Genomic DNA, 24,012 nt, shown 5'->3' with positions numbered 1-24,012 from the left:
TTATTTAGATTTTTTGTCCCACCATACGTTAGTAGCGGCGTTATCAGCACCACCTAAGAGGCTTTGAGCAGCTGTAACGTTTTCTCTGTTTTGTTTAAATTCATTTTCAGGGAAAGGGAAGCGGCGCATACCGAAATCTTTACCAGAAGCAGGGATGTTTTGCGCTCCTACATTGGTTCTGTTTAAAGCAGCTGTAAACATACGAGGGTATCCAGTACGACGCCATTCACTCCAAGACTCGAAACCATTAGGATAGTTAGCGAGGTATTTTTGAGTGATAATTTGCTCTAAGTGGTCTTCAGTACTACCGCTAGAGAGCCATTTTTTATCGATAGTGCTCGCTGCATTGATATTGTAAGCGGAGTTTTTAGGGTCGGCATAGTTAGCGGGTTGAGCGCTGCTATTGTAATAGCTTTGAGCTTGAGCAGCAGTTAAACCATTTTCGGCGAAAGATACTTCAATACCTTTTTTGTACAAATTTTCGGCAGTATCGTTAGTATACCAACCTATCAAAGCAGCTTCGGCGAGCAGGAATTGCACTTCGGAAGCGCGCAACCAATAGGTAGGAGTTGCATTTACTACAGTAGGTACTGAGAAATTTTTGTAGGTTGTTTCATCGGTGGTAGGGTCGATACCAGAGCGCACGGCATAGAAATCGGAGGTATGGGTATCGGCAGTTGCTTTGGTAAAGTATTTAGCCATACGAGGGTCGTTATATCCTTTTAGATAAGAATAGATAGTCGCGCCCATTTTAAGCTCACCATAACCTAACATAGTTACCAAGGAATGGTCGAAAATATATTTACTAGATGTTACTAACTTACCTGCTTGAGAATCGTCTTCAATAAGTCCCCCTGCATTAGTAGTAGCTTTAGTTACATATTGTTGAGCGAGCGCTTGGTCGGCAAAGCGTACGCGCATTGCTAAGCGCAACATCAATGAATTGGCTAAGCGTATCCATTTAGCGGTATCGCCTTGGTACACAGGGTCAAAACTTTCTAACACTTTGTTGTTAGTCCCGTATTGGTTGAGTATGGTTACTGCATCGTCTAATTCTTTTAAGAAAGATTTATAGACTTTTTCTTGGCTATCGTATTTAGCTTTGATTTTACCAGGTTCCATATCGCTATAAGGGATAGGGCCAAAGAGGTCGGTAGCACGGTGTATAGCCATTATTTTTACAATTTGCGCTAAAGAAAAAGCCGCTTGGCTTGTTAAATCTTTAGGGGTGTACACCAATTTACCATTTACAGTTTGGACATTGTGCAATCGGTTTTTAATCTCAAAATAAGGGTTCATCACCTTAGTAATAAGTGTAGAGAAAGTACCATTGGCACGGAAGTCGGACACATAGTAACTGGTTTGGTTATTACCATTATCCCATTTGTTACGCCCTGGAGAGAAATAACCTACCCAGTTATCAGTACTCATATTTTGTACTACTTGATAGTCGTTAGCAGGGTCAACACCTACTCCTGTAGGGATGGGGCGTTGTACCAACTCGGCGAAATATCCACCAGAGGCATAGCCACCACGATTGATATCGGCATCAGTGGGTTGTAGAGGGTTGGTATTTACATCGGCAAAATCTTTAGTACAAGCGCCGAGTAATATACCTGATAATGCTACAACTGCTATATTTTTATTGAATAATTTCATTGTTTTGTTGTTTTTGAATTAGAATTTAATTTTCAAGCTCGCACCGTAAGTAGCTGCACTTGGAGTCATAAAGAACTCAGTAGTAGCATAGGTACCTACACCATAAGTAAGTTGAGGGTCGAAAGGAGCTTTGTTGTAAATCATCCAAAGGTTAGTACCAATGGCACCAATCGTTACGCTTTTTACTTTATCCCAGAAGTGTTTACCATCTATAGTATAGTTGAGAGATACTTCTTGGAGGCGTACATTAGTAGCGTCGTAAGAGTAATAACCAGGGAGGTCTTTAATGGTATTGTAGTATTTTTGAGCGTCGTATTTTTTACCGTTCACTACTACCCCACGGTTATCACGAGCATCGGCAGAAGCTTTTGATACTCCATAAGCATCGAGCATAGGTTGTGTACCTGCTAAAACGATACCTCCAAAGCTACCGTTGAACAAGAAGCTCAAATCGATACCTTTATAAGAAAGGGTGTTGCGCCATCCCATTTGGAAATCGGGGGTAGAACGTCCTAATTTTACTTCTTGAGTTTTATCAAATTTGTATTGAGAAGCTTCTTCGATAAGATCACCGTTTACATCGCGGAGCAATACACCTCTTACTACAACATCGGACATACTACCGCCTTCGCGCAATACAGTGCTACCTTTGCGCACTTCGGTAATATCGAATAATTCACCAGTGAAAGGATTGCGGTAACCGCGAACTAATTCTTTTATTTCGTTCACATTGCGTGAATAGGTAAGAGTAGAATTCCAGTTGAGTTCTTTGTTAAGAAATTCTTTATTGTAATTTACTGACAACTCAATACCGCGATTTTCAACGTTACCTGCTTGCAAATAGAAAGAAGAGTAGATAGAAGAAGCGGACAATTGTTGTTCAAAGAATTGATTATAAGTGTTAGATTTGTACAAAGTCAAATCTACTGACAAGCTATTACCGAACAATTTGGTATTTAAACCAGCTTCCCAAGAAGTAGTGCGTTCAGCTTTAAATTCTGGATAAGGATATACCTTATTAGTTTTCAAGCCGTCGGCAGTAAGTTCGTGAGTAATAGTACCTGGAGTAATACCTGTTTTGCTGATAGGAGAACCTACCTCAGTATATGAACCGCGTACTTTCAAATAGTTGATAAACTCAGGTAATTTTGCCATTTGAGAAATCACAGCTGAAAGCCCTACTGAAGGATAGAAGAATGAAGGTTCGGCAGAGTTTACCAGTTGTGAAGACCAGTCGTTACGACCTGTAGCTGAGAGGTATAACATACCTTTATAGCCAAGTTCAGCACTTGCGAATACCGCTACGTTTTTAGCGCGAGAATAGCTCTGACCTGAGCCTCCTCGTTGAGGGTCGAAGTTAGTTGTTGAGAAAAGGTTAGGCAAACGGAACAACACGCCTCTTGCCGAAAGACCAGTGCTATAACGGTCGTTATAACTTGAACCGACGTTAGCTGTTAAAGAGAATTTTTCGCCAAAGTTTTTATTGACGTTAAACATTATATCGGCATAAGTTTGCTCATCTTTAGTTTGGGTATTAGCATAAGAACCGTTGTTGTTAGGCCCCCATTCAGTTTTCCAACCGATTAAGAAGTTGGTAGTGCTGGCATATAGTTTTTCTTCAGCAGTACCGTAGTCGTTATCTAAGCGCACACGCCCTGTAACATTCAACCAATCGAGGATATCGTATTTCAAAGAAGCCGACATCATATAGCGTTTCTTGTTGTTCAAAAAGAGTTCTCGGTTCGCTACCCAATAAGGGTTTTCGGAGAAGTAACTGTCAACTCTATCAGAATAAGGTTGGTATCTTTCATAAATACCTCTTGAAGGGTTGTAGCGTTCATAAGCTTGTACATCGCGATAATCCATACTACGTGGCATTAAATACAAACCTACTAAGGGGTTGAAATAACCACCTCCCGCCATCATATTACGGCTACCTTGGCGGATAAAGTTACCACTTACATCTAAGTGCAATTTATCTTTAGCAAAATTAGCAGTATTGCGCACCCCTACATTGTAACGATAGTAAGCGTTGTTAGGAATGAGACCTTCGGCATTGGTTTGTGCAGCCGATACAAAAGTTTGGTTTTGAGCGTTCCCTGTAGAGAAGGTAACAGAGTTCATAAAGTTTGTACCTGTATTGAAGAATTTACGAGGTTCGAAAGTAGAAGGTGTTGCTAATTTAGCACCCCAGCTTTTATCACCATTGCTACCATAAGTATTTTGGAATTCAGGTAATAATATAGGAGTCATCAACTCTACACTGCTGGATAGGTTTACTTCAGTTTTACCCTCTTTACCTTTTTTAGTGTTGATAAGGATTACCCCGTTAGCGGCTTCACTACCGTATAAAGCTGCTGCCGAAGGACCTGTAAGTACGTTGATACTTTCGATATCCTCAGGGTTGATATCTGAAATACCTTCTCCTCCACCTGGACGACCGAAGTTATTACCTCCGCCATCACTTTGTTTGTTGAAGAGTGGCACCCCATCAATCACATAGAGTACACCGTTATTACCGTCCAATGATTTGAGACCGCGCATTACCACTTTGGTAGAACCACCTACCCCAGAAGAGCTGCGTTGGATGTTTACCCCAGCTACTTTACCATTGAGGCTATTTACCACATTCACGTCTTTCACCTTAGTAAGTTCTTCAGACTTCACTTGTTGTATGTTATAACTCAAGGCTTTTTCTTGGCGTTTGATACCCAAAGCGGTTACCACTACCCCACCGAGTTGTAATGCTTCTTCTTGCATTACTATATTAAGGGTGAGATGCCCTTTAGCTTGAGTTACTTTTTTCTGCTGAGTAGCATACCCTAATGAGATGAACTCAAGGGTCTCATTTGCATTTGCTTGAATTTCATACTTCCCATCAAAGTCGGTAGAAACTCCACGTGTTGTACCTTTAATGACAACACTCACACTTGGCAGTGGCATTCCATCACCGCCAGTAACTGTACCTGTTACTTTCGTTTGTGCCATTAGCGCACCGCTAAACAATGCAAAAACGAAAATCAGCATTGATATTTTTACTTTCATTACTTTATTGAAATAAATTAATTTTGGGGCAAAGTTATGAATACATTAACATAATGCAAATTTTTTGAGCAATTTTTTTTTCGTTTTTTATATATTTTCTTTTTAAAATATGTAGTAGTTTGATAATCAAACGAAATTAAATAAGATTATTTTTTATTTTATTCACTTTCTAAATTTGCAAATTTTAACTGTAAAAAAAATGAATATTGAATTGTTTTTTTACTTTTTACCAAATTAAAATCATAAAAACATCAGATTTAAGATATTATTTTTACTAAAAATGAATTTCAGGTTAATTTATTGTTAAATTTGGAGTAATGAAGCTTTACAAGGGTATTTGAGACAAAAATAATCTTTCGATATTTTTTAAAATATTTTAATAACTATTCGTCTTACGTATATGAATAATATAAAAATAACAAACTAAAATTACTAATTGACAAATTGCTTAATTAACTAATTATCTTTATCTTTGCCCCCGTATGAAAATATTGATAATAGAAGACGAAAAAGAACTGCGGCTTACCCTGCGACAGTTTCTTGAAGAAGAGCATTTTTTAGTAGAAACAGCGAAAGATTATACCTCTGGTCTTTCTAAACTCGCTGATTACGACTACGATTGTATACTGTTGGACATTATGCTGCCCAACGGCAGTGGTATGCAGCTCTTAGACGAGCTGAAAGCGATGAAAAAGAACCACTCGGTACTCATTATATCGGCGAAAGACTCGGTGGAAGACAAGGTGTTAGGACTTGAAAAAGGAGCTGACGACTATCTGGCAAAACCGTTTCACCTCGCAGAACTCTTGGCTCGGGTAAAATCGATTATACGACGAAAAAACCAACAAGGTGAGGAGGTGATTCATCTTAAAAACGTACGTCTTTTCCCGGAAACACGTACTGTGAAGGTAGGTGAGGAGACTCTGACTCTCAATCGCAAAGAATACGACCTATTATACTACTTTATGATTCGCCCTGATCGATTGGTGGAGAAAATGACACTCGCTGAAGCTGTGTGGGGTGACTATATAGACCAAGTAGACAGCCTTGATTTTATCTATTCGCAAATAAAAAACCTTCGAAAAAAACTCAAAACCACTGAAGCTGAGATAGATTTACAGGCGGTTTACGGCATTGGTTACAAATTAGTATAAGGATGAAAATATCATTGAAAAACTACACTCTGCGCTACCTTACACTCGCCTTCTTAGTGATTTTGGCGGTGTGGGCAGTTGTATTCTACGCTTATATTTTAGATGAAGTGTACGACAATATAGACGATGGACTTAAGGATAAAAAGACGCTTATTATCCAAAATATCCTCCGCCACCCTGAACTGTTGCAAGTGAATGAGTTTGGTATAGAGGATTTTAGGGTCTACCCTTCACAAGAAGATTTTTCTGACCGCAATATCCTTAGTAATGCATTTTTCTATATGCCTTTTGACGATGAAGATGAGCCTTATAGGGTGCTAAAAACAGGGTTTTACGACCGCGATATGAACCCTTATACGCTTGAGATACGCACTTCGACAGTGGAAAAAGATGACCTATTATTCAACTTGGCGGTTGCCTTGGGGGTGCTTTATGTGGTATTAGTGTTTTCGATGTATCTTATCAATCTATTAGTAATCAACAAAATATGGAAGCCTTTTAAGGGAATTGTCTCTGCAATTAGACAATATGAGGTGGGGAGTAAAACTACTCTACAACCTATCACTACTGAGGTTATAGAGTTCAACATACTGCACGACAACATCCAACAGATGTGGCAGCGTAATGAGGTGATGTTTGAGGAACAAAAGGTGTTTATTGAGAATGCTTCACACGAACTACAAACGCCCTTGGCTATCACGCTCAACAAATTGGAACTGCTCAGCAATGATTCGTCGCTGACTGAGAAGCAATTGGTGCAACTGAGTGAGGTAAAACAATCGTTGATGCGAATGACTCACCTAAACAAGTCGCTACTGATGCTCACTCGTATAGAAAATCAACAATACAAGCAAGCAGAATATATTTCATTTCAAACTCTTACTACTGATATTATAGAAGACTTGAGTGATTTGATAGCCTTTAAATCATTGGAAGTAAACATAGAAGAAATAAGTGATTTTCAAGTAGAGATGAATCCTGATTTAGCAAGGGTGCTCGTTTCAAACTTATTGCGCAATGCTATAAAATATACTGAAAAGGGAGGCAATATACAAATATTGATAGAAGAGAATCGTTTTCAAGTAAAAAATACTGCCAAAGATGCCATACGCTTAGACCCTTCTAAGATTTTCCAACGTTTCCACAAGGGAGAGCAGGATGCTACTTCAACGGGTTTGGGTTTAGCTATAGTAAAATCGATTGCGGAGAGTTACCGTTTGAAAGTGTATTACACTTTTGAGGAGGGAAAACACTGTTTTCAGGTGATAGGGGTTAGGTGATAGGTTTCAGGGGTTAAGAGCATAAAAAACAGGTAATAGTGTTTATTACCTGTTTTTTGATTGTTATTACCAATTGTTCATTAGCAATTGTGTGATTAGAATCTATAACCTATTTTGATACCAAAATTAGGTTCGATTGCCCAGAATTTTTTGTCGTCGTTTACGCCTTTACCGAAGTTGCGAGCAATATTAGCATAAGGAGCTACAACAAAGGTATCTTCATAGTTCCATTGGTAACCTACACCAATTCCTAAGATAAAGCTATCTAACTTTGTTTTGGAACCATCGTCGTATTTATAATTACCAAAACGTTGTTTTATAAAGGGATTGATATAGAGACCTGTACCTCCATCTTCTTCAAAATAGTAGTTATAGCCTACTTTTATACTAGTAGCATTAAATTTCCCACTACCTTTAGGAATCACTGAAAAACGGTCGTTGAAGAACAATTCACCTTCGATAGATTGGTTATCGGCTATAAAGTGTTCATAACCTACTTCAACTGATGCTAACCAAATGGCGTTCAAGATGTTTAAATTTACTTGATGTTGACGGTCTTGCGCAAATGTTTTTACTGAGAAAAACACAAGCATTGCAGCTACAATAATTTTTTTCATCGATATTCTTAGTTTAAAAAATAATGGCAAAGATACAAATAATTTGTTAATTAGCAAATTTGTAGATTGTCAAATCTATAAAATTAGTTGTCTATCCAGCTGGCATATTTGGGGTAATTGGTGGCGGTACGCTCAATAAGAGTACATTGTTCTTCGGTTACTTCTTTGATTTTCTTAGCAGGTACTCCTGCATAAAGACTCCCTTTTTCTATATGGGTATTAGGAGGTACTACGGCCCCAGCAGCTACAATGCTATGGCTTTCTACCACACATCCGTCCATTACGATACTTCCCATACCTATAAGCACATCATCTTCTATCGTACAGCCGTGTACAATAGCATTATGCCCTATGGACACGCGATTGCCAATGGTCGTAGGGTGTGTTTGATAGGTAGCGTGAATCACTACACCATCTTGAATATTGGTGTCATCACCTATGCAAATAGTGTTTACATCGCCACGAATAACCGCATTATACCACACGGTACAGCGGTCGCCTAAGTGCACATCACCGGTAAGGGTAGCATTTTCAGCAAAAAAGCAACCTTCCCCAAAGGTAGGTTGCTTTCCGTTAACTTTCTTGACTAACATATTCTTTTAGTTTATCGATTATCTCTTGTAGACCATTAGTTTTTATCTCGAAAGTAGTAGCCAATAGCATTCCTAATTTTCCTTTGGGAAATCCTTGAGTGCTGAACCACTCGAGGTAATAGGAAGGTAAATCAGCAATCATAGTACCCTTGTACTTGCCATAGGGCATTGGGGTTGTGATGATTTCTTTGAGAATTTCGGGGGACATAGAATTAGAAAATTAGGAAATTAGATAATTAGAAAATTAGCAGATTTACTAATGTGCTATTTTAACCATCTTCCTCTTTTCTTCGTTGCGCTCTATTTTATGGTTAGGGCGCGTCCATTTAGGGTTTTCACCTAAGGAGTGATATTGAGAATCTTCTGCTTCTACCGTTTGAGGCTGTGGATGCGTTTCAAAAGGTTTCTGAATACGCATACCAAGTACACCGAGCATTTGCATATCCTCATTGATATCGGGGTTAGGAGTAGTGAGGAGCTTATCGCCTGCGAAGATAGAGTTGGCTCCCGCAAAGAAACAGAGAGCTTGTCCTTCTTGGCTCATTTGAGTACGACCTGCGGAAAGGCGCACTTGCGATTGAGGCATCACGATACGTGCGGTAGCTACCATACGCACCATCTCGAAGATATCTACAGGCTCACAGTCTTCCAAAGGCGTTCCTTCTACGGGCACTAAGGCATTGATAGGCACCGACTCGGGTTGTGGATTGAGCGTAGAGAGTGCCACGAGCATTCCGGCGCGGTCTTCGAGTGATTCACCCATACCAATAATCCCTCCACTGCACACAGTGATATTGGTTTTGCGCACGTTGTCAATCGTTTTGAGGCGGTCGTCATAACTACGGGTAGAAATGATTTCTTTGTAGTATTCTTCTGACGTATCGAGGTTGTGATTGTAAGCATACAAGCCTGCTTCCGCCAAACGTTTAGCTTGATTTTCGGTAAGCATACCGAGTGTACAGCACACTTCCATATCCAGCTTATTGATAGTACGCACCATTTCGAGCACCTGTTCAAATTCGGGACCATCTTTTACGTTACGCCACGCTGCCCCCATACACACACGTGAAGCTCCTGCTGATTTAGCACGAAGGGCTTGGGCTTTTACGTGAGTAACACTCATCATATCGGCGTTTTCTATCTTTACTTCGGTTTCGTAACGCGCCGATTGCGGACAGTAAGCACAATCCTCGGAGCAACCTCCGGTTTTAATAGAGAGTAGTGTAGAGACTTGTACCGAGTTAGGGTCGTGATATTTACGGTGCACGGTAGCGGCTTCGTAGAGCAACTCCATTAGGGGTTTATTGTAAATAGCCATTATTTCTTCTTTCGTCCAATTATGACGGGTTTCGGCATTGCTACAGCCACACGTATGTTGATTTTCGCACATAGTTCTTTTCTTTATTTCGGGGGCAAAGGTAATAAATTAATTACGAATGACAAATTACGAATTACGAAAGTGTGTAAAGCCATATTAACTTTTAACCATTGCTAAGATTTTTTGTACTTGTTCCTCTATGGTAAGATTTGTATTATCGATAATTATGGCATCATCGGCTTTTTTGAGAGGTGACTCTTTGCGGGTAGTATCGATATGGTCGCGGTGCTGGATATTGGCAAGCACTTCGTCGAACGATGCTTTATCGCCTTTGGCTTGTAACTCTTTATAACGGCGCTGGGCACGCACTTGTTCGCTAGCGGTCATAAATATTTTGAGTTCAGCATTCGGGAATACCGTTGTACCTATATCGCGTCCGTCCATTACAATACCTTTGTCTTTACCCATTTTGCGTTGAAGGTCTACTAAGTAAGTGCGCACTTCGGGTTGTTTGGCAACTTCGCTCACCCAATTGGCTATTTCAATACCGCGTATTTCGTTTTCGATATTCTTACCGTCTAAATAGATTTCCGAAAATCCTAACTCAGGGTTGTACACGAACTTTATTTCCGACTTTCGCAGGGCTTTCATCAGCGGTTTTACTTCGATGCCCGAGGTAGAAACATAACCTTTTTCTAAGGCTAAATAAGTAACGGCGCGGTACATCGCACCTGTATCGATATAGACGTAGCCCAACGCTTTGGCTACGGCTTTGGCAGTAGTACTCTTTCCTGTTGAGGAATAGCCGTCAATGGCAATGATAATATTCATTTTGTTAAATGTTAGGTGTTAGGTATTAGGTGTTAGGTATTCGTTAATCCATTTACTAAGGGCGTGTACCCACAAATTGGAGTCGTTGAGACAGGGAACCATTTTGAATTCTTCTCCGCCATTTTCGCGGAAAGTTTTGCCTCCAGCCATTTCAATTTCTTCGAGTGTTTCTACACAATCGGTAACAAAAGCTGGGGTAATAACCGCTAATTTTTTCACGCCTTGTTGAGCGAGTTGGGCTATTTTATCGGCAGTAAAGGGGGTTATCCACTTATCGTTGCCCAAACGCGATTGGAATGATTGTGAGTAGGTATTTTCTTTCAATTCTAATTTTTCGGCTAACAAACGTGTAGTTTCAAAACAATGACTTCGGTAACAATATTTTCCTTCCTCACTATAGGGATTGCAACAGGAGGTATTTTCCACTATATTTTTGTGAGCAGGGGTAGGAGAGGTTTTGCGCAGATGGCGTTCGGGCACTCCGTGATAAGAGAACAGCAGATGGTCGCAAGGGTTGTTTTCTAAGTATTTGCGGGTTACTTCGGCTAATGCCTCAATATACTCGGGGCGGTGAAAGAAAGCAGGGAATTTTATAAGTTTCATTTTTGGGAACTGCTTTTTTACCAATTGCTGAGCGAATACCTCAATAGTTTGAGTGGTAGCCATTGCATACTGAGGGTAAAGGGGCATCAAAAGCACCTCGTCTACTCCTTGGTCGTGCAACTGTTGCAAACCACTGGCTATACTAGGATTACCATAGCGCATAGCCATTACAACGGGGATAGAGACTTGCTGTTGTATTTTTTCAGTGAGTCGTTTAGTGATTACAATGAGAGGAGAGCCTTCGTCCCACCATATTTTTTGATAAGCTTTGCTTGTTTTTGGCGGACGTGTATTGAGGATGATGCCATTCACCAAAGTGTAACGCAATAGGTAAGGCAAATCAATTATACGTTCGTCCATTAAAAATTCTCTTAGGTATCGCTTGATATCCTTTACAGCAGGGGAATCAGGCGACCCTACATTTACGAGTAATACTCCTTTTTTAGACATTTTTTAGTTAGTGAAAAAGTTAAAAGTGAAAATGTTTATTCAATATTAGTGTTTTTCTTCATTTGGCGGAGAGCGCTTTCGGCGAGTTCTTCTTCTATATCGGCTTCAGTTTTGTCTTTTTCCATTTTGCCGTCTTTACGTTTTTGAGCACTTACGGAAAGTATGCATCCTAAAGCTATACAAGTTACTAAAAATGAAGTTCCTCCACTACTGATAAGTGGGAGGTTTTGCCCTGTAACTGGGAAGAGTTCTACTGCTACTCCCATATTGATAACTGCTTGCAGGAGTATAGGGATGCCTAAGCCTAACACTAACAACTGACCGTATAGGGTGGGTGCTTTGAGTGAAATTGCTACAATGCGAACGAGCAATAGTATGTAGAGTAACATTATGAATATAGCTCCTACAGTTCCCCATTCTTCGGTGATGATAGCAAAGATAAAGTCGGAGGAGCTTTGAGGGAGGAAGTTTTTCATTGTGCTTTTGCCAGGGCCTTGACCTAACCCTATTCCTTTGGCTATAGCCATTTTAGAGCGTTCAATTTGGTAGCCTTCTTTTTCGTCGTCACCAGCGGTAAAGGATTCGATACGGCTCATCCAAGTATCGACCCTATTAGGCATTACTTCGGGAAAAGCTTTTACAAACAAGAAGAAAACTCCCATAAAAGCAATAGCTATAAGCATAGCCGAGAGTATGTGTTTCATTGGGAATTTACCTAAGAACGATAGAATTACCACCGAAGTGAGTATGAGTACGGCGGTAGAGAGGTTAGATATCATAATCAACCCTGAGATGAGTCCTACCGGCACCCATAGGGGTAAGAAAGTTTCTCTGAAGGTGAGTTTTTTGCCGTAATTCTTAGCTAAATAGGAAGCTACATAAGCCATTAGTACGACTAAAGCGAGTGCTGAAGGCTGAAATGAAATTCCCCAGACACTGAGCCAACGGCTGGCGTTAGCACCTTCGATAGTAGTTCCTTTGAGGAGTGTGATAAGCAAGAGAAGCACCACAACTGGAAGTAGTAATTTTGACCAAACGCGAAATTGAGCATAAGGGCGCTTGTGTACCAAATAAAGAATTGTATAACCTCCTGCAACAAAAACTAAATGTTTGACGAGATAGCCTATAGTTGTTCCTTTCCCAACAACATACACCAAGTTTGTACTAGTGCTATAGACTGCTGGGAGAGAAGCGAGTGTGAAGAGCAGGATAGTTACCCATAGTCCTCGGTCTCCTTTGATGTGTGTAGAGAGCCATTCTTGCATCACCTAAACAGAGATTACAAGCGAGCTACAGCTGCTTTAAATTGGTCGCCACGATCTTCGTAGCTTTTGAATAAATCGAAACTTGCACAAGCTGGAGAAAGCAGTACGGTATCTCCTTCGGCAGCAAATTTTTTGGCGATTCTCACGGCTTCGTCCATAGATTGGGTTTCTATCATTTCTTTTCCGCTATTGCTAAAAGAGCGCAAGATAGGTTCGTTATCAACGCCTAAGCACACGATAGCTTTTACTTTTTCGTGTACATAGGGTAACAAGGCGTTGTAGTCGTTGCCTTTGTCTTGACCGCCTACTATCCACACGATAGGGGTTTTAATGGTATCGAGGGCAAAATACACTGAGTTCACATTGGTTGCTTTAGAGTCGTTTACATAAGTAACGCCGTCTACCACTTTTACTTCTTCGAGGCGGTGGTCGGCACCTTTAAATCCTTTGAGGCTGTCGCGCAAAGAGTTGTTGCGAATATTTACCAAGCGGGCTGCTACACTTGCAGCCATTGTGTTTTTGATATTGTGTTTACCACGCAAGCTGATTTCTTCTACATCGATTTCAGTAGTTTCAGCAGTTTGATTTTCTAACATAATGTGTATTTTGTTATCTTTTAGGAAAGCTCCGTAGGGGAGTTCTTTTTCTATGGAAAAGGGTATGAGTTTAGCTTTTAGGGTATGGTGTTGTAACCATTCTTCAATCACTGGGTCATCGGCATCGTAGATGAGGTAATCGTTTTCGGTTTGATTCATCGCGATGCGGAATTTAGAGGCGATATAGTTCTCGAACTTGTAGTCGTAGCGATCTAAATGGTCGGGGGTGATGTTGAGCAGTATTGCGATATGAGGGGCGAAATGCTCAATGCCATCCAACTGAAAGCTACTAATTTCAAGTACATAATAGGGTGGATTTTCGGTAGCTACCAATTCGGCAAAGCTATAGCCTATATTGCCGCCTAAGCCTACTTGCAAACCTGCTTCTTTAAAGATGTGATGAGTGAGCAAGGTAGTGGTGGTTTTACCATTACTGCCGGTGATGCCCACAATGAGACTATGTGTATACTCACTGGCAAATTCAATTTCCGAGATAATGCGGATACCTTTTTCGCGAGCTTTTTTCACGATAGGGGCTTTATCGGGGATGCCAGGGCTTTTCATAATCACATCGGCAGAGAGGATTTTCTCTTCGGTGTGAGTACCTTCTTCCCATTCTATTCCCTCGTTAGTGAGGGTTTCACGATAGTGAGGTTTAAGGGAATTTTTATCGGAAAGGAATACCTCCCAACCTTTTTGTTTACCCAAAATTGCGGTACCTACACCGCTCTCACCACCGCCTAATATTACTAAGCGTTTCATTCTTAAATCCTTTAATACTAAGGAGTACTATTATTTTGGGGCAAAGGTAAGAATAATTTGTCAATTAGCAAATTTGAAAATTAGCAAATTTGGAAATTTACTTCTATTCGGAGTTTGTCTGAAAAAGTTTTTTTTCTTTAAGGGCGTTTGCAGCACATACCCAGCTATCGCTGGCTTTCCTACACAACATAGTCTGAAAAATGATTGATTATCAGAATAATCAACTTTAGTAAAGTGTGATACTTTGCCAAAGTATAGGACATAAATACGATTTTGGGACTTTTTCTGAAAAAATATCTAATATTTCTTACTATTATAGCCTTTATTTCCAAGACATATAAGTTATTGTTTTAAATACAAACGCCGTGTGTTGTTTGAATATTTTTTTGTTGGTTTACTAATTATCTGTATCTTTGCGTTTTGTAACCAACATAATAGAATATCATACTATGAATAAGAATACAGTTTTGGGGTGGGCAACCCTTATAATGATTGTAGTAGGCTTAGGGCTTATCGCCTTGGGAGCTTTTAAATACAACGAAGTTGCAGGCTTTGGCTTTGGAGCTGTAGGCATTGGTTTCTTCGCTATTGCTTGGGTGTTCAATGCCCTTAAAGGAAGAGTGTAATAATTAGCTAATTTGTCAATGAGCAAATTGGCAAATTTACAAATCGACAAATGAATATGATTCCAGAACAATTTCAAGTAAAACCGTTTCGCCAAGAGACTTATCTCATTGATGGCGAACTCCGTGAGTGGAAAGGTGAGTTCACTGATATTTATTCCACTATTTCATCTACTGAAAAGTATGCACACACACTCTTAGGCAGTGTACCTTCGCTGGGTGAAAGCGATGCTTTAGAAGCTTTACATTCGGCTACTGAGGCTTATAACAAGGGTAAAGGTTTATGGCCTACAATGAAAGTGAAAGACCGCATCAGCGCTATGCTCAAGTTTGTAAAACAGATGGAAAAACAACGCGATGAGGTGGTAAAACTGATGATGTGGGAAATTGGTAAAAATTTAGATGACTCTCGCAAAGAGTTTGACCGTACAGTAGAATACATCTATGACACTATCAACGCTTATAAGGAACTTGACAACGAATCGTCTAAATTTGTACGCCGTGATGGGGTGTATGCTCTTATTCGTCGTGGCCCTTTAGGCGTTGTGCTCTGTTTAGGTCCTTACAACTACCCACTAAATGAGACTTTTGCGCTTATCATTCCCGCACTTATTATGGGTAATACCGTTATTTTCAAGCCTGCTAAACACGGGGTATTACTCTTTACGCCTCTGTTAGAAGCTTTCCAAAATTCTTTTCCTCGTGGGGTAATCAACATTCTCTATGGGCGTGGTCGCACAGTAGCTCCGCCTATTATGCAAAGTGGCAAAGTGGATGTATTGGCGCTCATAGGCAACAGCAAAACAGCTATTGCACTACAAGACCAGCACCCTAAGAAAAACCGTTTGCGCCTTGTTTTTGGCTTAGAAGCTAAAAACCCAGGAGTTATCCTCCCCGATGCTAACTTAGATTTAGCAGTAGACGAATGTGTAAAAGGAGCCTTATCGTTTAACGGACAGCGTTGTACAGCATTGAAAATTCTTTATGTACACGCTAAAATAAAAGATGAGTTTTTAAAGCGTTTTGCTGAAAAAGTAGATGCCCTTAAATTCGGTAATCCGTGGGAAGAGAAAGTAGCCCTCACTCCCCTACCCGAGGTAGAAAAACCTGCTTTCTTACAAGAACTCATAGATGATGCGCTTGCTAAAGGGGCTACCATTCAGAACAAAAAAGGCGGTGAACGCACGGATAACTTTATCTTCCCAGCAGTACTCTACCCTGTTTCTAAGGATATGAGAGTGTACAATGAGGAGCAATTTGGCCCACTTGTACCTGTAAAACCTTTCTCTAACATCAATGAGATTATTGATGAGATTTCGGATTCTAAATACGGACAACAAATCAGTTTGTTTGGAGAAGACCCTCACGAGCTTTCCCCACTAATTGATATGTTAGTGAATATGCTTTGCCGCGTGAATTTGAACAGTTTATGTCAGCGAGGTCCAGATGTATTCCCGTTCACTGGTAGAAAAGACTCGGCTGTGGGTACATTAAGCGTACACGATGCCTTGCGCTCATTCTCTATCCGTACCTTTGTATCGTTCCAAAACAACGATTACAACGACAAGATAGTAGAGAATTTATTGCGTACTGGTGCGTCTAACTTCATCAATACAGATTATATTCTTTAGGAGTTAGGAGTTAGGAATTAGTGATATAACAAAAAAGCTGTCTCAAAAGACAGCTTTTTTTGTTAATTATCAATTGTTAATTATTCTTTGTTCATTGTTTTCTTGCTTCCTTCATACATTTTGTACTGTAACAATCGGCTTTCTAATTTACCGTTGAAAAGTTTAATTTTGCGGGTGGGTCGCAAACCTACATATTTCATTCCCTCTAAATTGGCGGTGATAAACCACGCCTCGGTATTGGGGTAATTGCGTTTGAGAGTGTTGCCTATAGACGAGTACAACTCTTCAGTATCAGCTTGCAAACGCTCGTTGTAAGGCGGATTGAACACTATATGCAAGGGTTTTTGTTTATCTTCTTTTTCGGTTGTAAAAAAGTCCTTTTGGAATACTTGAATATAGTCACCAAGGTCGGCATTTGCGAGGTTATCTTTTGCTTTGGCTACTGCCGAAGGCGCCTTGTCATAGCCTACAATTTGATAGTGAAACTCACGTATTTTTTTGATACAACTACCAAAAATAAGATTGAAGAGGTTCTCATCAAAATCTTTCCAACGTTCAAAAGCAAATTCTTTGCGGTGTACATTGGCTGGAATATTACAAGCAATCATCGCTGCCTCAATAAGGAAAGTACCACTACCACACATAGGGTCGAGGAAGTCACATTGCCCTTGCCAACCGCTCATTATCAGTATGCCTGCCGCTAATACCTCGTTGATAGGTGCTATATTAGTAGCTGTACGGTAACCGCGTTGGTGGAGAGAAGTGCCTGAACTATCAAGCGATACAATCACCTCATTGCGCTGGATATGAATGTGAATTGCCACATCGGGGTGGAGCACATCTACACTGGGGCGACGCCCTGTAGCGTTGCGAAAAGCATCGGCGATAGCATCTTTAGCTTTGAGAGCGACATATTGTGTATGGTTGAATATCTCGGTTTGCAGGGTAGCTGTTACAGCAAAAGTTTGGCTAAGATCCAAAACTTCTTGCCAATTGAAGTCGTAAAGTTTTTGGTAATACTCTTTTTCGTTGTGGATGTAGAAAGAGTGGATAGGTTTGAGGATTTTTAGGGCGGTGCGCAAACAGAGGTTTGCTTTGTACATAAAGCCTTTATCGCCTTCAAATTGCACGCTGCGCACACCTTTAGTTACGTGCATAGCACCTAAATTGCGAAGTTCGTCAGCCAATATATCTTCAAAACCGAAGAAAGTTTTGGCTACCATTTTATAATTTTTTTCCATATTGCTGGTAATGTTCAACTAACAATTGCCGATTGCTCATCAACAATTATTTTCAGGCGACAAATGTAATACTTTTTTTTGAATTGGCAAATTTGCTAATTAGCTAATTATGTAGTATCTTTGCCAAAAATATGGAATATTATGTGTTACACTATCACTATCAATAGCAACAGTGTACAAGCTCAAAACCTTGTAAACTACATCAAAACCTTTGATTTTGCAGAGGTTACCCCTATTTTTTCTGAGGAAGTATTAGAAGCCTCTAAAGCAACAAAAATGACTCCAGAGGAAATTATAGCAGCCGCTGAAGAATACCAAATGACTCCTGAAGACTATGCTTTTACTATGATTATTTCTAAAAAGGTTAATCGCGGCATTGCTAAAAGAATGTGTAAAGACTTTAATATACCTTACAAAGGTTAGAAAACTATGATTATCATTGCCGACAGTAATATTTTTATGAGTGCTTTAATCTCTCCTAATGGTTTTGTAGCTAATATTTTAGCAGAGAGAAAAAAAATACAATACATAGCACCTGACTACCTTATCAAAGAAGTTACTGAACATATAACAGATATTGTACCTCGTCTCAAAAATAATAAGACTAAGAAACAATTATTGGCTGAATTTAAACAATTATTAGAAGGTATCACTATTGTGAATATAAAAAAAGAAGTTAGTAAAGATCTTATTTTGAAAGCTGAAGAGATAACTAAAGATATCGACTACAATGATTATCCTTTTATAGCTCTACATTTAGAGATTAAACACAAAATCTGGACGATGGACAATTTTCTAAGAAATAGACTTACTGAAAAAGGGTATGGACATTTCTTTATTTCTATTGAAGAATTAAGTAAACACCTCTACAAAAAGAAACAATGAACTTTCTACATACTGCCGATTGGCATTTAGGACAAACATTCTACCAATACGACCGTTACGAAGAGCAGCAATTTTTCCTAAACACTCTCCTACAACTACTGGAAACTGAAGCTATTGAGGTACTCCTTATCAGTGGTGATGTGTTCGATACTGCTAACCCTTCGGTAGCTGCTACCAAACAATTCTATCACTTCTTACACCAAGCTACCGAACGTTTCCCCCACTTACAAATCATTGCTATTGCAGGTAATCACGATTCTCCCGTACGGCTTGAAATGCCTCAGCCTCTTTTAGAAAATACTCAAGTGCACTTAATAGGACACATCAAGAGAAACGAAATTCACGAAATTGACTACGATGCTCTTATCCTTCCACTTTACAGCAAAGGCGAGATTGCAGCTTACTGTCTTGCTGTGCCTTTTCTGCGTTTAGGCGATACACCTAAAACTGATGATTTTTCGGATTACAGCAAGGGAATTGCCACTTTTTACCAAGAAATTACCGAAAGAGCTTTGGCTATTGCCAACGGTAAACCGCTGATTGCTATGGGACACTTACACGCCTCGGGGGCTGAACTCAGCGAAGAAGATACTGCCGAACGTCCTATCATTGGGGGAATGGAGAGTATATCTCCCTCAAGTTTTCCAAAAGCGCTCCAATATATTGCTTTAGGGCATATTCACAAAGCACAAGCCTTGGGCGATACACATATACGTTATGCAGGGAGTCCTATCCCTCTTTCGTTTTCTGAAAAACACTATACCCACCAAGTTGTAACTTTTTCTATAGAAAACGGATATGTACAAGGCATCAAACCTATTCCTCTACCTATCCACATCCCTTTGCTCAGTATTCCTGAGCGTGCACTTCCTCCTGAGGAGGTTTTACATCTTCTCACAGCTTTACCCGAAGCAACAAGTGAGAGTGTAGCTCCCTATTTAGAAGTGAAAGTACTGCTCAAAGAGCCTGCTCCCGAACTGAAAAATAGCATTCTAAAAACTATTGCTAACAAGCACGTGCGCTTAGCGCGTATTGATGTGCGCTACCAGCAACAAAACAAAACTCAACAAACTGTTTTACAAAGTGAACTCACCCTCAACGACTTACAGCCTTATGAGGTATTACAGCGCGTGTATGAAAACAAATACCACGCTCCTCTACCCGATTTTTACAAACCCTTGTTTGAAGAGGCAATGGGGTTAGTGGAAAGTGAAGAATGAAAAGTGAAAAATCATTAATTGTTAATCGTTAATTATCAATTATTAATTGTTTTTTGTATCTTTGCCCCCAAATAGAAAAGAATGACCTTGAAACACTTTATATATTTCTTCATTGGGGCACTATTTCCTTTACTCTCTTTTGCTCAAGAAGAGGAGGGAACTCCTAATGGCAAAGAGGGAGGCGTAACCTTCAAATCACTACGCCCTAAAAAAAAGAAAGACAGTATTACTTTCACAGCACGCGACTATAAAATCATCACCTATACCCGCGATACTACCTCTATAGACACCTCGCTTACGATGCAGAAGTATTACCTGAACAACGAATGGGGCAAGGATATGTTTGGCAAGATGCCTTTCTCAAATATGGGGCAGCCCTATAACACAATGGCTTACGATTTCCGCCGTCAGGACTATGTACCTTCAATGGGAGCTGAAGCTAAAAAACAACTCTACCTTACCCCCGAGGAGATTACTTACTACCATTTGCCTACCCCCCTTACCGAGTTCACTTACAAAAGCGGTATGGAGCAAGGTCAGTTTCTAAACACCCTATTTTCCATAAACTTACAGCCAAATTTCAATTTCTTCATCGCCTACAAAGGTTTGCGTTCGCTCGGTAAATACCAACGTATCTTGGTGAGCAATGGCAATTTTAGGGCAGGATTTTCGTACGTATCACCTAACAAAAAATACACTGCTTTTGCACACTTTGCCTCTCACGATATCACCAGTCAGGAGAATGGAGGCATTGTAACGCCCGAGCAGTTTGAAGGCGGTGAACAGCAGTTTAAAAATCGAGCAACCATAGATGTGCAATTGCTCTATGCCGAGAATTCTCGCGAGAGCAAACGCTATTTTTTGCAACACGACTACGCTTTTTTGCGCAACCGCGATTCGTTAGCTTCATACAAGCAAATACGCTTCCGCCATTTGTTTAATTACGAAACTGAGTTCTATACTTATGACGAAACTCAAAGTAGCAATTATTTTGGAGAAGCATACGTACCCAAAAACTTACACGACAAAGCACGCTTGCAACGAATGACCAACCGCGCAGGGGCTGAACTTGAATTGCCGTATTTGGGCAGAACTTTCCTCTTTGGGAATGCTTATTTCTATAACTATTACTTCCAAAATGCTTACTTCGTATCGGGGGTGTTACAACGCCACCAAATCAAGGATACCGACCTGAGTTTAGGGATACAATGGCACAAAAAAGTAGGCGGTTTTAGCATAGAAGCTGAAGGAGAACAAACCTTTATAGGCAAAATGACGGGTACTAAACTCAGCGGCAAACTCGCTTATGCTTTCAACGATAAGAACAGTATTACTGCTGGTGCTGAATTACATTCGGCTATGCCTAATTTCAACTATTTGCTCTACCAAAGCGACTACAAACAGTTTAATTGGGACAATTATTCATCGTTTAAAAAACAGAATACCCAAACGCTCTATGGCGATTTGAAAACTCAATGGGGAAATGCTTCACTAAGTCTCACCAACCTCAACGATTACACTTATTTTCAAGTAGAAACTTTAGGACAAGTACGCCCTGAGCAGTACAGTGGTAACATTCAATATTTGCAACTAAAAGTACAAAAAGAGTTCAAATTTGGCAAATGGGGATTGGATAATACAATGCTCTACCAACAAGTAGTGCAAGATAGTGACATCCTCAATGTGCCTACTTTCGTAACCCGCAATAGTTTTTACTTCGCTTCACACTTGTTCAACAAGGCAATGTACTTACAAACGGGTATAGGTTTCAATTATTTTACGAAATACTACGCCAATCAGTACAACCCACTATTAGGAGAATTTGCGGTACAAACAACCGAAAAAACAGGTAGTTTCCCGATGTTTGATTTCTTCTTCAACGCCAAAGTGCGCACAATGCGTATTTTCTTCTCCTTAGAACAATGGCAGGTGCCCGTGAGCAATTGGCTAAAAATGGGAAATCCTTACAACTACTATTCAGCTCCACGCCAGCCATATAGAGATTTTATTATCAGGTTAGGCATCAAGTGGGATATCTTCAGTTAATAGGTAACAAGTTTTATGACAAAAAAGACAATTTTCGACACACAAGTATTAGGACACCCTGCGGGGCTATTCGTGCTCTTCTTTACTGAAATGTGGGAACGCTTCTCCTTCTACGGGATGCGCGTACTTCTCATCAATTTCCTCACAATGACCCTCATAGGCTACAATCCTGGTTGGGCGTGGAGCACCGAAAATGCTGGGGCACTCTTCGGTACTTATGTGATGCTCCTCTACCTTACTCCTATCTTAGGCGGTATGATTGCCGATAAAATTACCGGCTACCGCTGGGCTGTAATTATAGGAGCAGTAATTATCACCTTAGGACACGTATCGATGGCTTTTGAGACTGAATTTTCACTCTACTTAGGTCTCACCCTCTTGATTATCGGCACAGGTTTTTTCAAACCTAATATGGTATCTTTTGTCTCTCAGATGTACAAAGATCTCCCTGAAAAGAAAGACGCTGCTTATACGATTTTTTATATGGGGGTAAACTCGGGTGCTTTTTTCGGGATGATGCTCTGTGGCTACTTAGCTGAACGCATTGGCTGGAATTGGGGCTTCGGTTTAGCGGGAGTCTTTATGCTTTTAGGTACCATACAGTTTTGGTTTGCCAAACCGCTTTTTGGTGATATAGGCAGCAAACCGCAAACTACAACTGATACCCCACAAGAAATAACACACAACGAGGAAGATAAACGCAACCCATTCACTACCGTTGATAAAATCCTTATAGCCCTCGCGGCAATCATAGGAATTGGCTATGCCCTCAACGACCCTCTTTCCAAAATATGGAACATCGACCTCTTTGCGTGGGCTTCAATGCCCGCACTTAAAGGGCAATATGTGATGGTAATTATAGGGGTCATCGCCTTCTTTTACCTGATAGGCAGTCGTATCGTACGTTACACTCCCATAGTGCGCGACCGTATGCTCACCGTGGTTATCTTTGGTTTCTTTGTAGTCTTCTTCTGGCTCGCTTTCGAGCAAGGAGCTTCCTCATTAGTAATTTTCGCCCGCGACAATGTAGAGCGTGAATTGCACGGCAATTGGGCAACAATTTACAACATTTTTAATGCACTACTCACCGTAATTCCGCTATTGCTCATCACCTATGTGCTTTTCCTGCTGATAAAGAAAACGTACAAAAAGATATTCCCCGCAGTAATTGTGCTCTTGGTGTGCTTCACTCTCGTGTGGGGTATCGCCGTGTGGATGCTCAACCGCGATTTTAAAACCACAGCTTATAGTGTGGCGTATAAGGCCTACGAACAAGTAGATACTGATAACCACACCACCTATATACCTATTACAGAGGAAAACCGCAACGCCCACCCCGAACTGAAAATCGTTGAGCGCACTACCATTATAGGTGTAACCGATGCTCGTCTAAACGTAGGGCAAGAAATCAAACTACTCAGCAAGAACAACAAGAATACTTCCTTCGCCTATGCCGATACCGAAAAAATACAATGGGCTAAACAACGCGGCACAACTCTCAATACCGATAACGGACTCATCGTCGCTCAAGTAAAAGAAGAACGCGACAACTGGGTAGAGGCTACTACTTCGTGGTTTTCTATACTGAACTCCTTTTTTATCATTGCTTTAGCAAGCATATTCTCTCGTTGGTGGGATAGCCGTTTCAATCCTCCTGCAGCCGTAAAATACGGACTCGGATTACTGATGCTCTCCATTGGGTTCGGCTTGTTAGCTATTGGGGCGTATGGCGTTACCCAAGGAATAAAAGTGAGTATGCTATGGCTCGTATTTGCCTATATGTTCAACACAATGGGAGAACTCTGCCTTTCCCCTGTGGGACTTTCGTACGTCTCTAAGCTCGTTCCTGCTCGAATGATTGCCTTTATGTTTGGCGTATGGTACCTTGCCGTCGCTATTGGCCATAAATTAGCAGCTGTGGTGGGCGGACAAATAGAAAATATCACCAAAGAATATAGCCTCTCTACCTTTTTCTTGATATTCACCATCGTGCCTGCCGTAGCAGGAGTGCTCATCATCCTCATCAATCCATTTGTAAAAAAACTGATGCACGGAGTGAAATAGGAATTAGGCGTCAGGTTTCAATATAAATTTTACCAAAGTTTTTTATCACATAACATTCTATAAAATAATACTTTACAGAATATAACAAAATAAAACAATATTAAAAATTTGTAGTTTCAAAAAAATTAT

20 protein-coding genes are annotated in these 24,012 nt (G+C 40.3%); 9 read left to right on the top strand and 11 right to left on the bottom strand.

Annotated elements, in window-relative coordinates; translation table 11 throughout:
- Positions 1-1,659 (bottom strand): SusD/RagB family nutrient-binding outer membrane lipoprotein, encoded by a 1,659-nt coding sequence (locus JMN12_RS13150; RefSeq protein ID WP_203093780.1) that lies wholly within the window; start codon positions 1,657-1,659, stop codon positions 1-3.
- An 18-nt stretch (positions 1,660-1,677) separates the two neighbouring features.
- The gene (locus tag JMN12_RS13145) at positions 1,678-4,704 is read right to left on the bottom strand and encodes a SusC/RagA family TonB-linked outer membrane protein (protein ID WP_203139669.1); all 3,027 of its coding nucleotides are present in this window, start codon (positions 4,702-4,704) and stop codon (positions 1,678-1,680) included.
- Positions 4,705-5,186: 482 nt separating this feature from the next.
- Between JMN12_RS13145 and JMN12_RS13140 the strand changes: the two genes are divergently transcribed.
- Together JMN12_RS13140 and JMN12_RS13135 are read left to right on the top strand one after the other, a co-directional pair.
- Complete coding sequence (locus tag JMN12_RS13140) at positions 5,187-5,858, top strand: response regulator transcription factor (RefSeq protein WP_203139667.1); 672 nt, start codon at positions 5,187-5,189, stop codon at positions 5,856-5,858.
- A gap of 2 nt (positions 5,859-5,860) precedes the next feature.
- Complete coding sequence (locus tag JMN12_RS13135) at positions 5,861-7,138, top strand: sensor histidine kinase (protein ID WP_203139665.1); 1,278 nt, start codon at positions 5,861-5,863, stop codon at positions 7,136-7,138.
- 95 nt (positions 7,139-7,233) lie between these two features.
- Here the strand turns inward: JMN12_RS13135 and JMN12_RS13130 are convergent, their stop codons facing one another.
- The 8 genes from JMN12_RS13130 to murD all read right to left on the bottom strand — a co-directional run bounded on the left by JMN12_RS13130 (position 7,234) and on the right by murD (position 14,173).
- The gene (locus JMN12_RS13130; RefSeq protein WP_088593642.1) at positions 7,234-7,755 is read right to left on the bottom strand and encodes a DUF3575 domain-containing protein; all 522 of its coding nucleotides are present in this window, start codon (positions 7,753-7,755) and stop codon (positions 7,234-7,236) included.
- Positions 7,756-7,838: 83 nt separating this feature from the next.
- Positions 7,839-8,348 (bottom strand): gamma carbonic anhydrase family protein, encoded by a 510-nt coding sequence (locus tag JMN12_RS13125; RefSeq protein WP_203139663.1) that lies wholly within the window; start codon positions 8,346-8,348, stop codon positions 7,839-7,841.
- Entirely contained in the window at positions 8,329-8,556 is a 228-nt protein-coding gene (locus tag JMN12_RS13120; protein ID WP_009414122.1) for a DUF3820 family protein, read from the bottom strand. The genes JMN12_RS13125 and JMN12_RS13120 overlap by 20 nt, the downstream gene beginning before the upstream one ends.
- Before the next feature lie 48 nt (positions 8,557-8,604).
- Positions 8,605-9,738: a biotin synthase BioB gene (gene bioB, locus JMN12_RS13115; RefSeq protein WP_009417015.1), complete on the bottom strand. Its 1,134-nt coding sequence runs from the start codon at positions 9,736-9,738 to the stop codon at positions 8,605-8,607.
- 84 nt (positions 9,739-9,822) lie between these two features.
- Positions 9,823-10,497 carry a (d)CMP kinase gene (cmk, locus tag JMN12_RS13110; protein WP_203139661.1) on the bottom strand — a complete coding sequence of 225 codons (675 nt, stop codon included), beginning with the start codon at positions 10,495-10,497 and terminating at the stop codon, positions 9,823-9,825.
- An 18-nt stretch (positions 10,498-10,515) separates the two neighbouring features.
- On the bottom strand, positions 10,516-11,550 hold the full coding sequence (hemH, locus tag JMN12_RS13105) for a ferrochelatase (RefSeq protein WP_203139660.1): 1,035 nt from the start codon (positions 11,548-11,550) through the stop codon (positions 10,516-10,518).
- Between the two features lie 35 nt (positions 11,551-11,585).
- On the bottom strand, positions 11,586-12,815 hold the full coding sequence (locus JMN12_RS13100) for an FtsW/RodA/SpoVE family cell cycle protein (protein ID WP_203080700.1): 1,230 nt from the start codon (positions 12,813-12,815) through the stop codon (positions 11,586-11,588).
- A gap of 14 nt (positions 12,816-12,829) precedes the next feature.
- The gene (murD, locus tag JMN12_RS13095; protein WP_009414128.1) at positions 12,830-14,173 is read right to left on the bottom strand and encodes a UDP-N-acetylmuramoyl-L-alanine--D-glutamate ligase; all 1,344 of its coding nucleotides are present in this window, start codon (positions 14,171-14,173) and stop codon (positions 12,830-12,832) included.
- A 449-nt stretch (positions 14,174-14,622) separates the two neighbouring features.
- Here murD and JMN12_RS13090 point away from each other — a divergent pair, with 449 nt between their 5' ends.
- Complete coding sequence (locus JMN12_RS13090; protein WP_009414129.1) at positions 14,623-14,799, top strand: CAL67264 family membrane protein; 177 nt, start codon at positions 14,623-14,625, stop codon at positions 14,797-14,799.
- 50 nt (positions 14,800-14,849) lie between these two features.
- Positions 14,850-16,427 (top strand): NADP-dependent glyceraldehyde-3-phosphate dehydrogenase, encoded by a 1,578-nt coding sequence (locus JMN12_RS13085; protein WP_009414130.1) that lies wholly within the window; start codon positions 14,850-14,852, stop codon positions 16,425-16,427.
- Positions 16,428-16,507: 80 nt separating this feature from the next.
- Here JMN12_RS13085 and JMN12_RS13080 read toward each other — a convergent pair whose 3' ends face one another.
- Positions 16,508-17,668: a class I SAM-dependent RNA methyltransferase gene (locus JMN12_RS13080; protein ID WP_203139658.1), complete on the bottom strand. Its 1,161-nt coding sequence runs from the start codon at positions 17,666-17,668 to the stop codon at positions 16,508-16,510.
- A 141-nt stretch (positions 17,669-17,809) separates the two neighbouring features.
- Here JMN12_RS13080 and JMN12_RS13075 point away from each other — a divergent pair, with 141 nt between their 5' ends.
- The 5 genes from JMN12_RS13075 to JMN12_RS13055 all read left to right on the top strand — a co-directional run bounded on the left by JMN12_RS13075 (position 17,810) and on the right by JMN12_RS13055 (position 23,883).
- On the top strand, positions 17,810-18,091 hold the full coding sequence (locus tag JMN12_RS13075; RefSeq protein ID WP_088593636.1) for a hypothetical protein: 282 nt from the start codon (positions 17,810-17,812) through the stop codon (positions 18,089-18,091).
- A gap of 6 nt (positions 18,092-18,097) precedes the next feature.
- Complete coding sequence (locus tag JMN12_RS13070; protein ID WP_088593635.1) at positions 18,098-18,553, top strand: PIN domain-containing protein; 456 nt, start codon at positions 18,098-18,100, stop codon at positions 18,551-18,553.
- The gene (locus JMN12_RS13065) at positions 18,550-19,773 is read left to right on the top strand and encodes an exonuclease SbcCD subunit D (protein WP_203080698.1); all 1,224 of its coding nucleotides are present in this window, start codon (positions 18,550-18,552) and stop codon (positions 19,771-19,773) included. Before JMN12_RS13070 ends, JMN12_RS13065 begins: the two co-directional genes overlap by 4 nt.
- 81 nt (positions 19,774-19,854) lie before the next feature.
- Complete coding sequence (locus JMN12_RS13060) at positions 19,855-21,819, top strand: putative porin (protein WP_203139656.1); 1,965 nt, start codon at positions 19,855-19,857, stop codon at positions 21,817-21,819.
- A gap of 15 nt (positions 21,820-21,834) precedes the next feature.
- On the top strand, positions 21,835-23,883 hold the full coding sequence (locus tag JMN12_RS13055) for a peptide MFS transporter (protein WP_203139654.1): 2,049 nt from the start codon (positions 21,835-21,837) through the stop codon (positions 23,881-23,883).
- Positions 23,884-24,012: the final 129 nt, after the last annotated feature.

The sequence above is a fragment of the Capnocytophaga genosp. AHN8471 genome, from assembly GCF_016806945.1.
Classification (GTDB): Bacteria; Bacteroidota; Bacteroidia; order Flavobacteriales; family Flavobacteriaceae; genus Capnocytophaga; species Capnocytophaga periodontitidis.
This window is presented reverse-complemented; position numbering and strand designations above follow the sequence as displayed.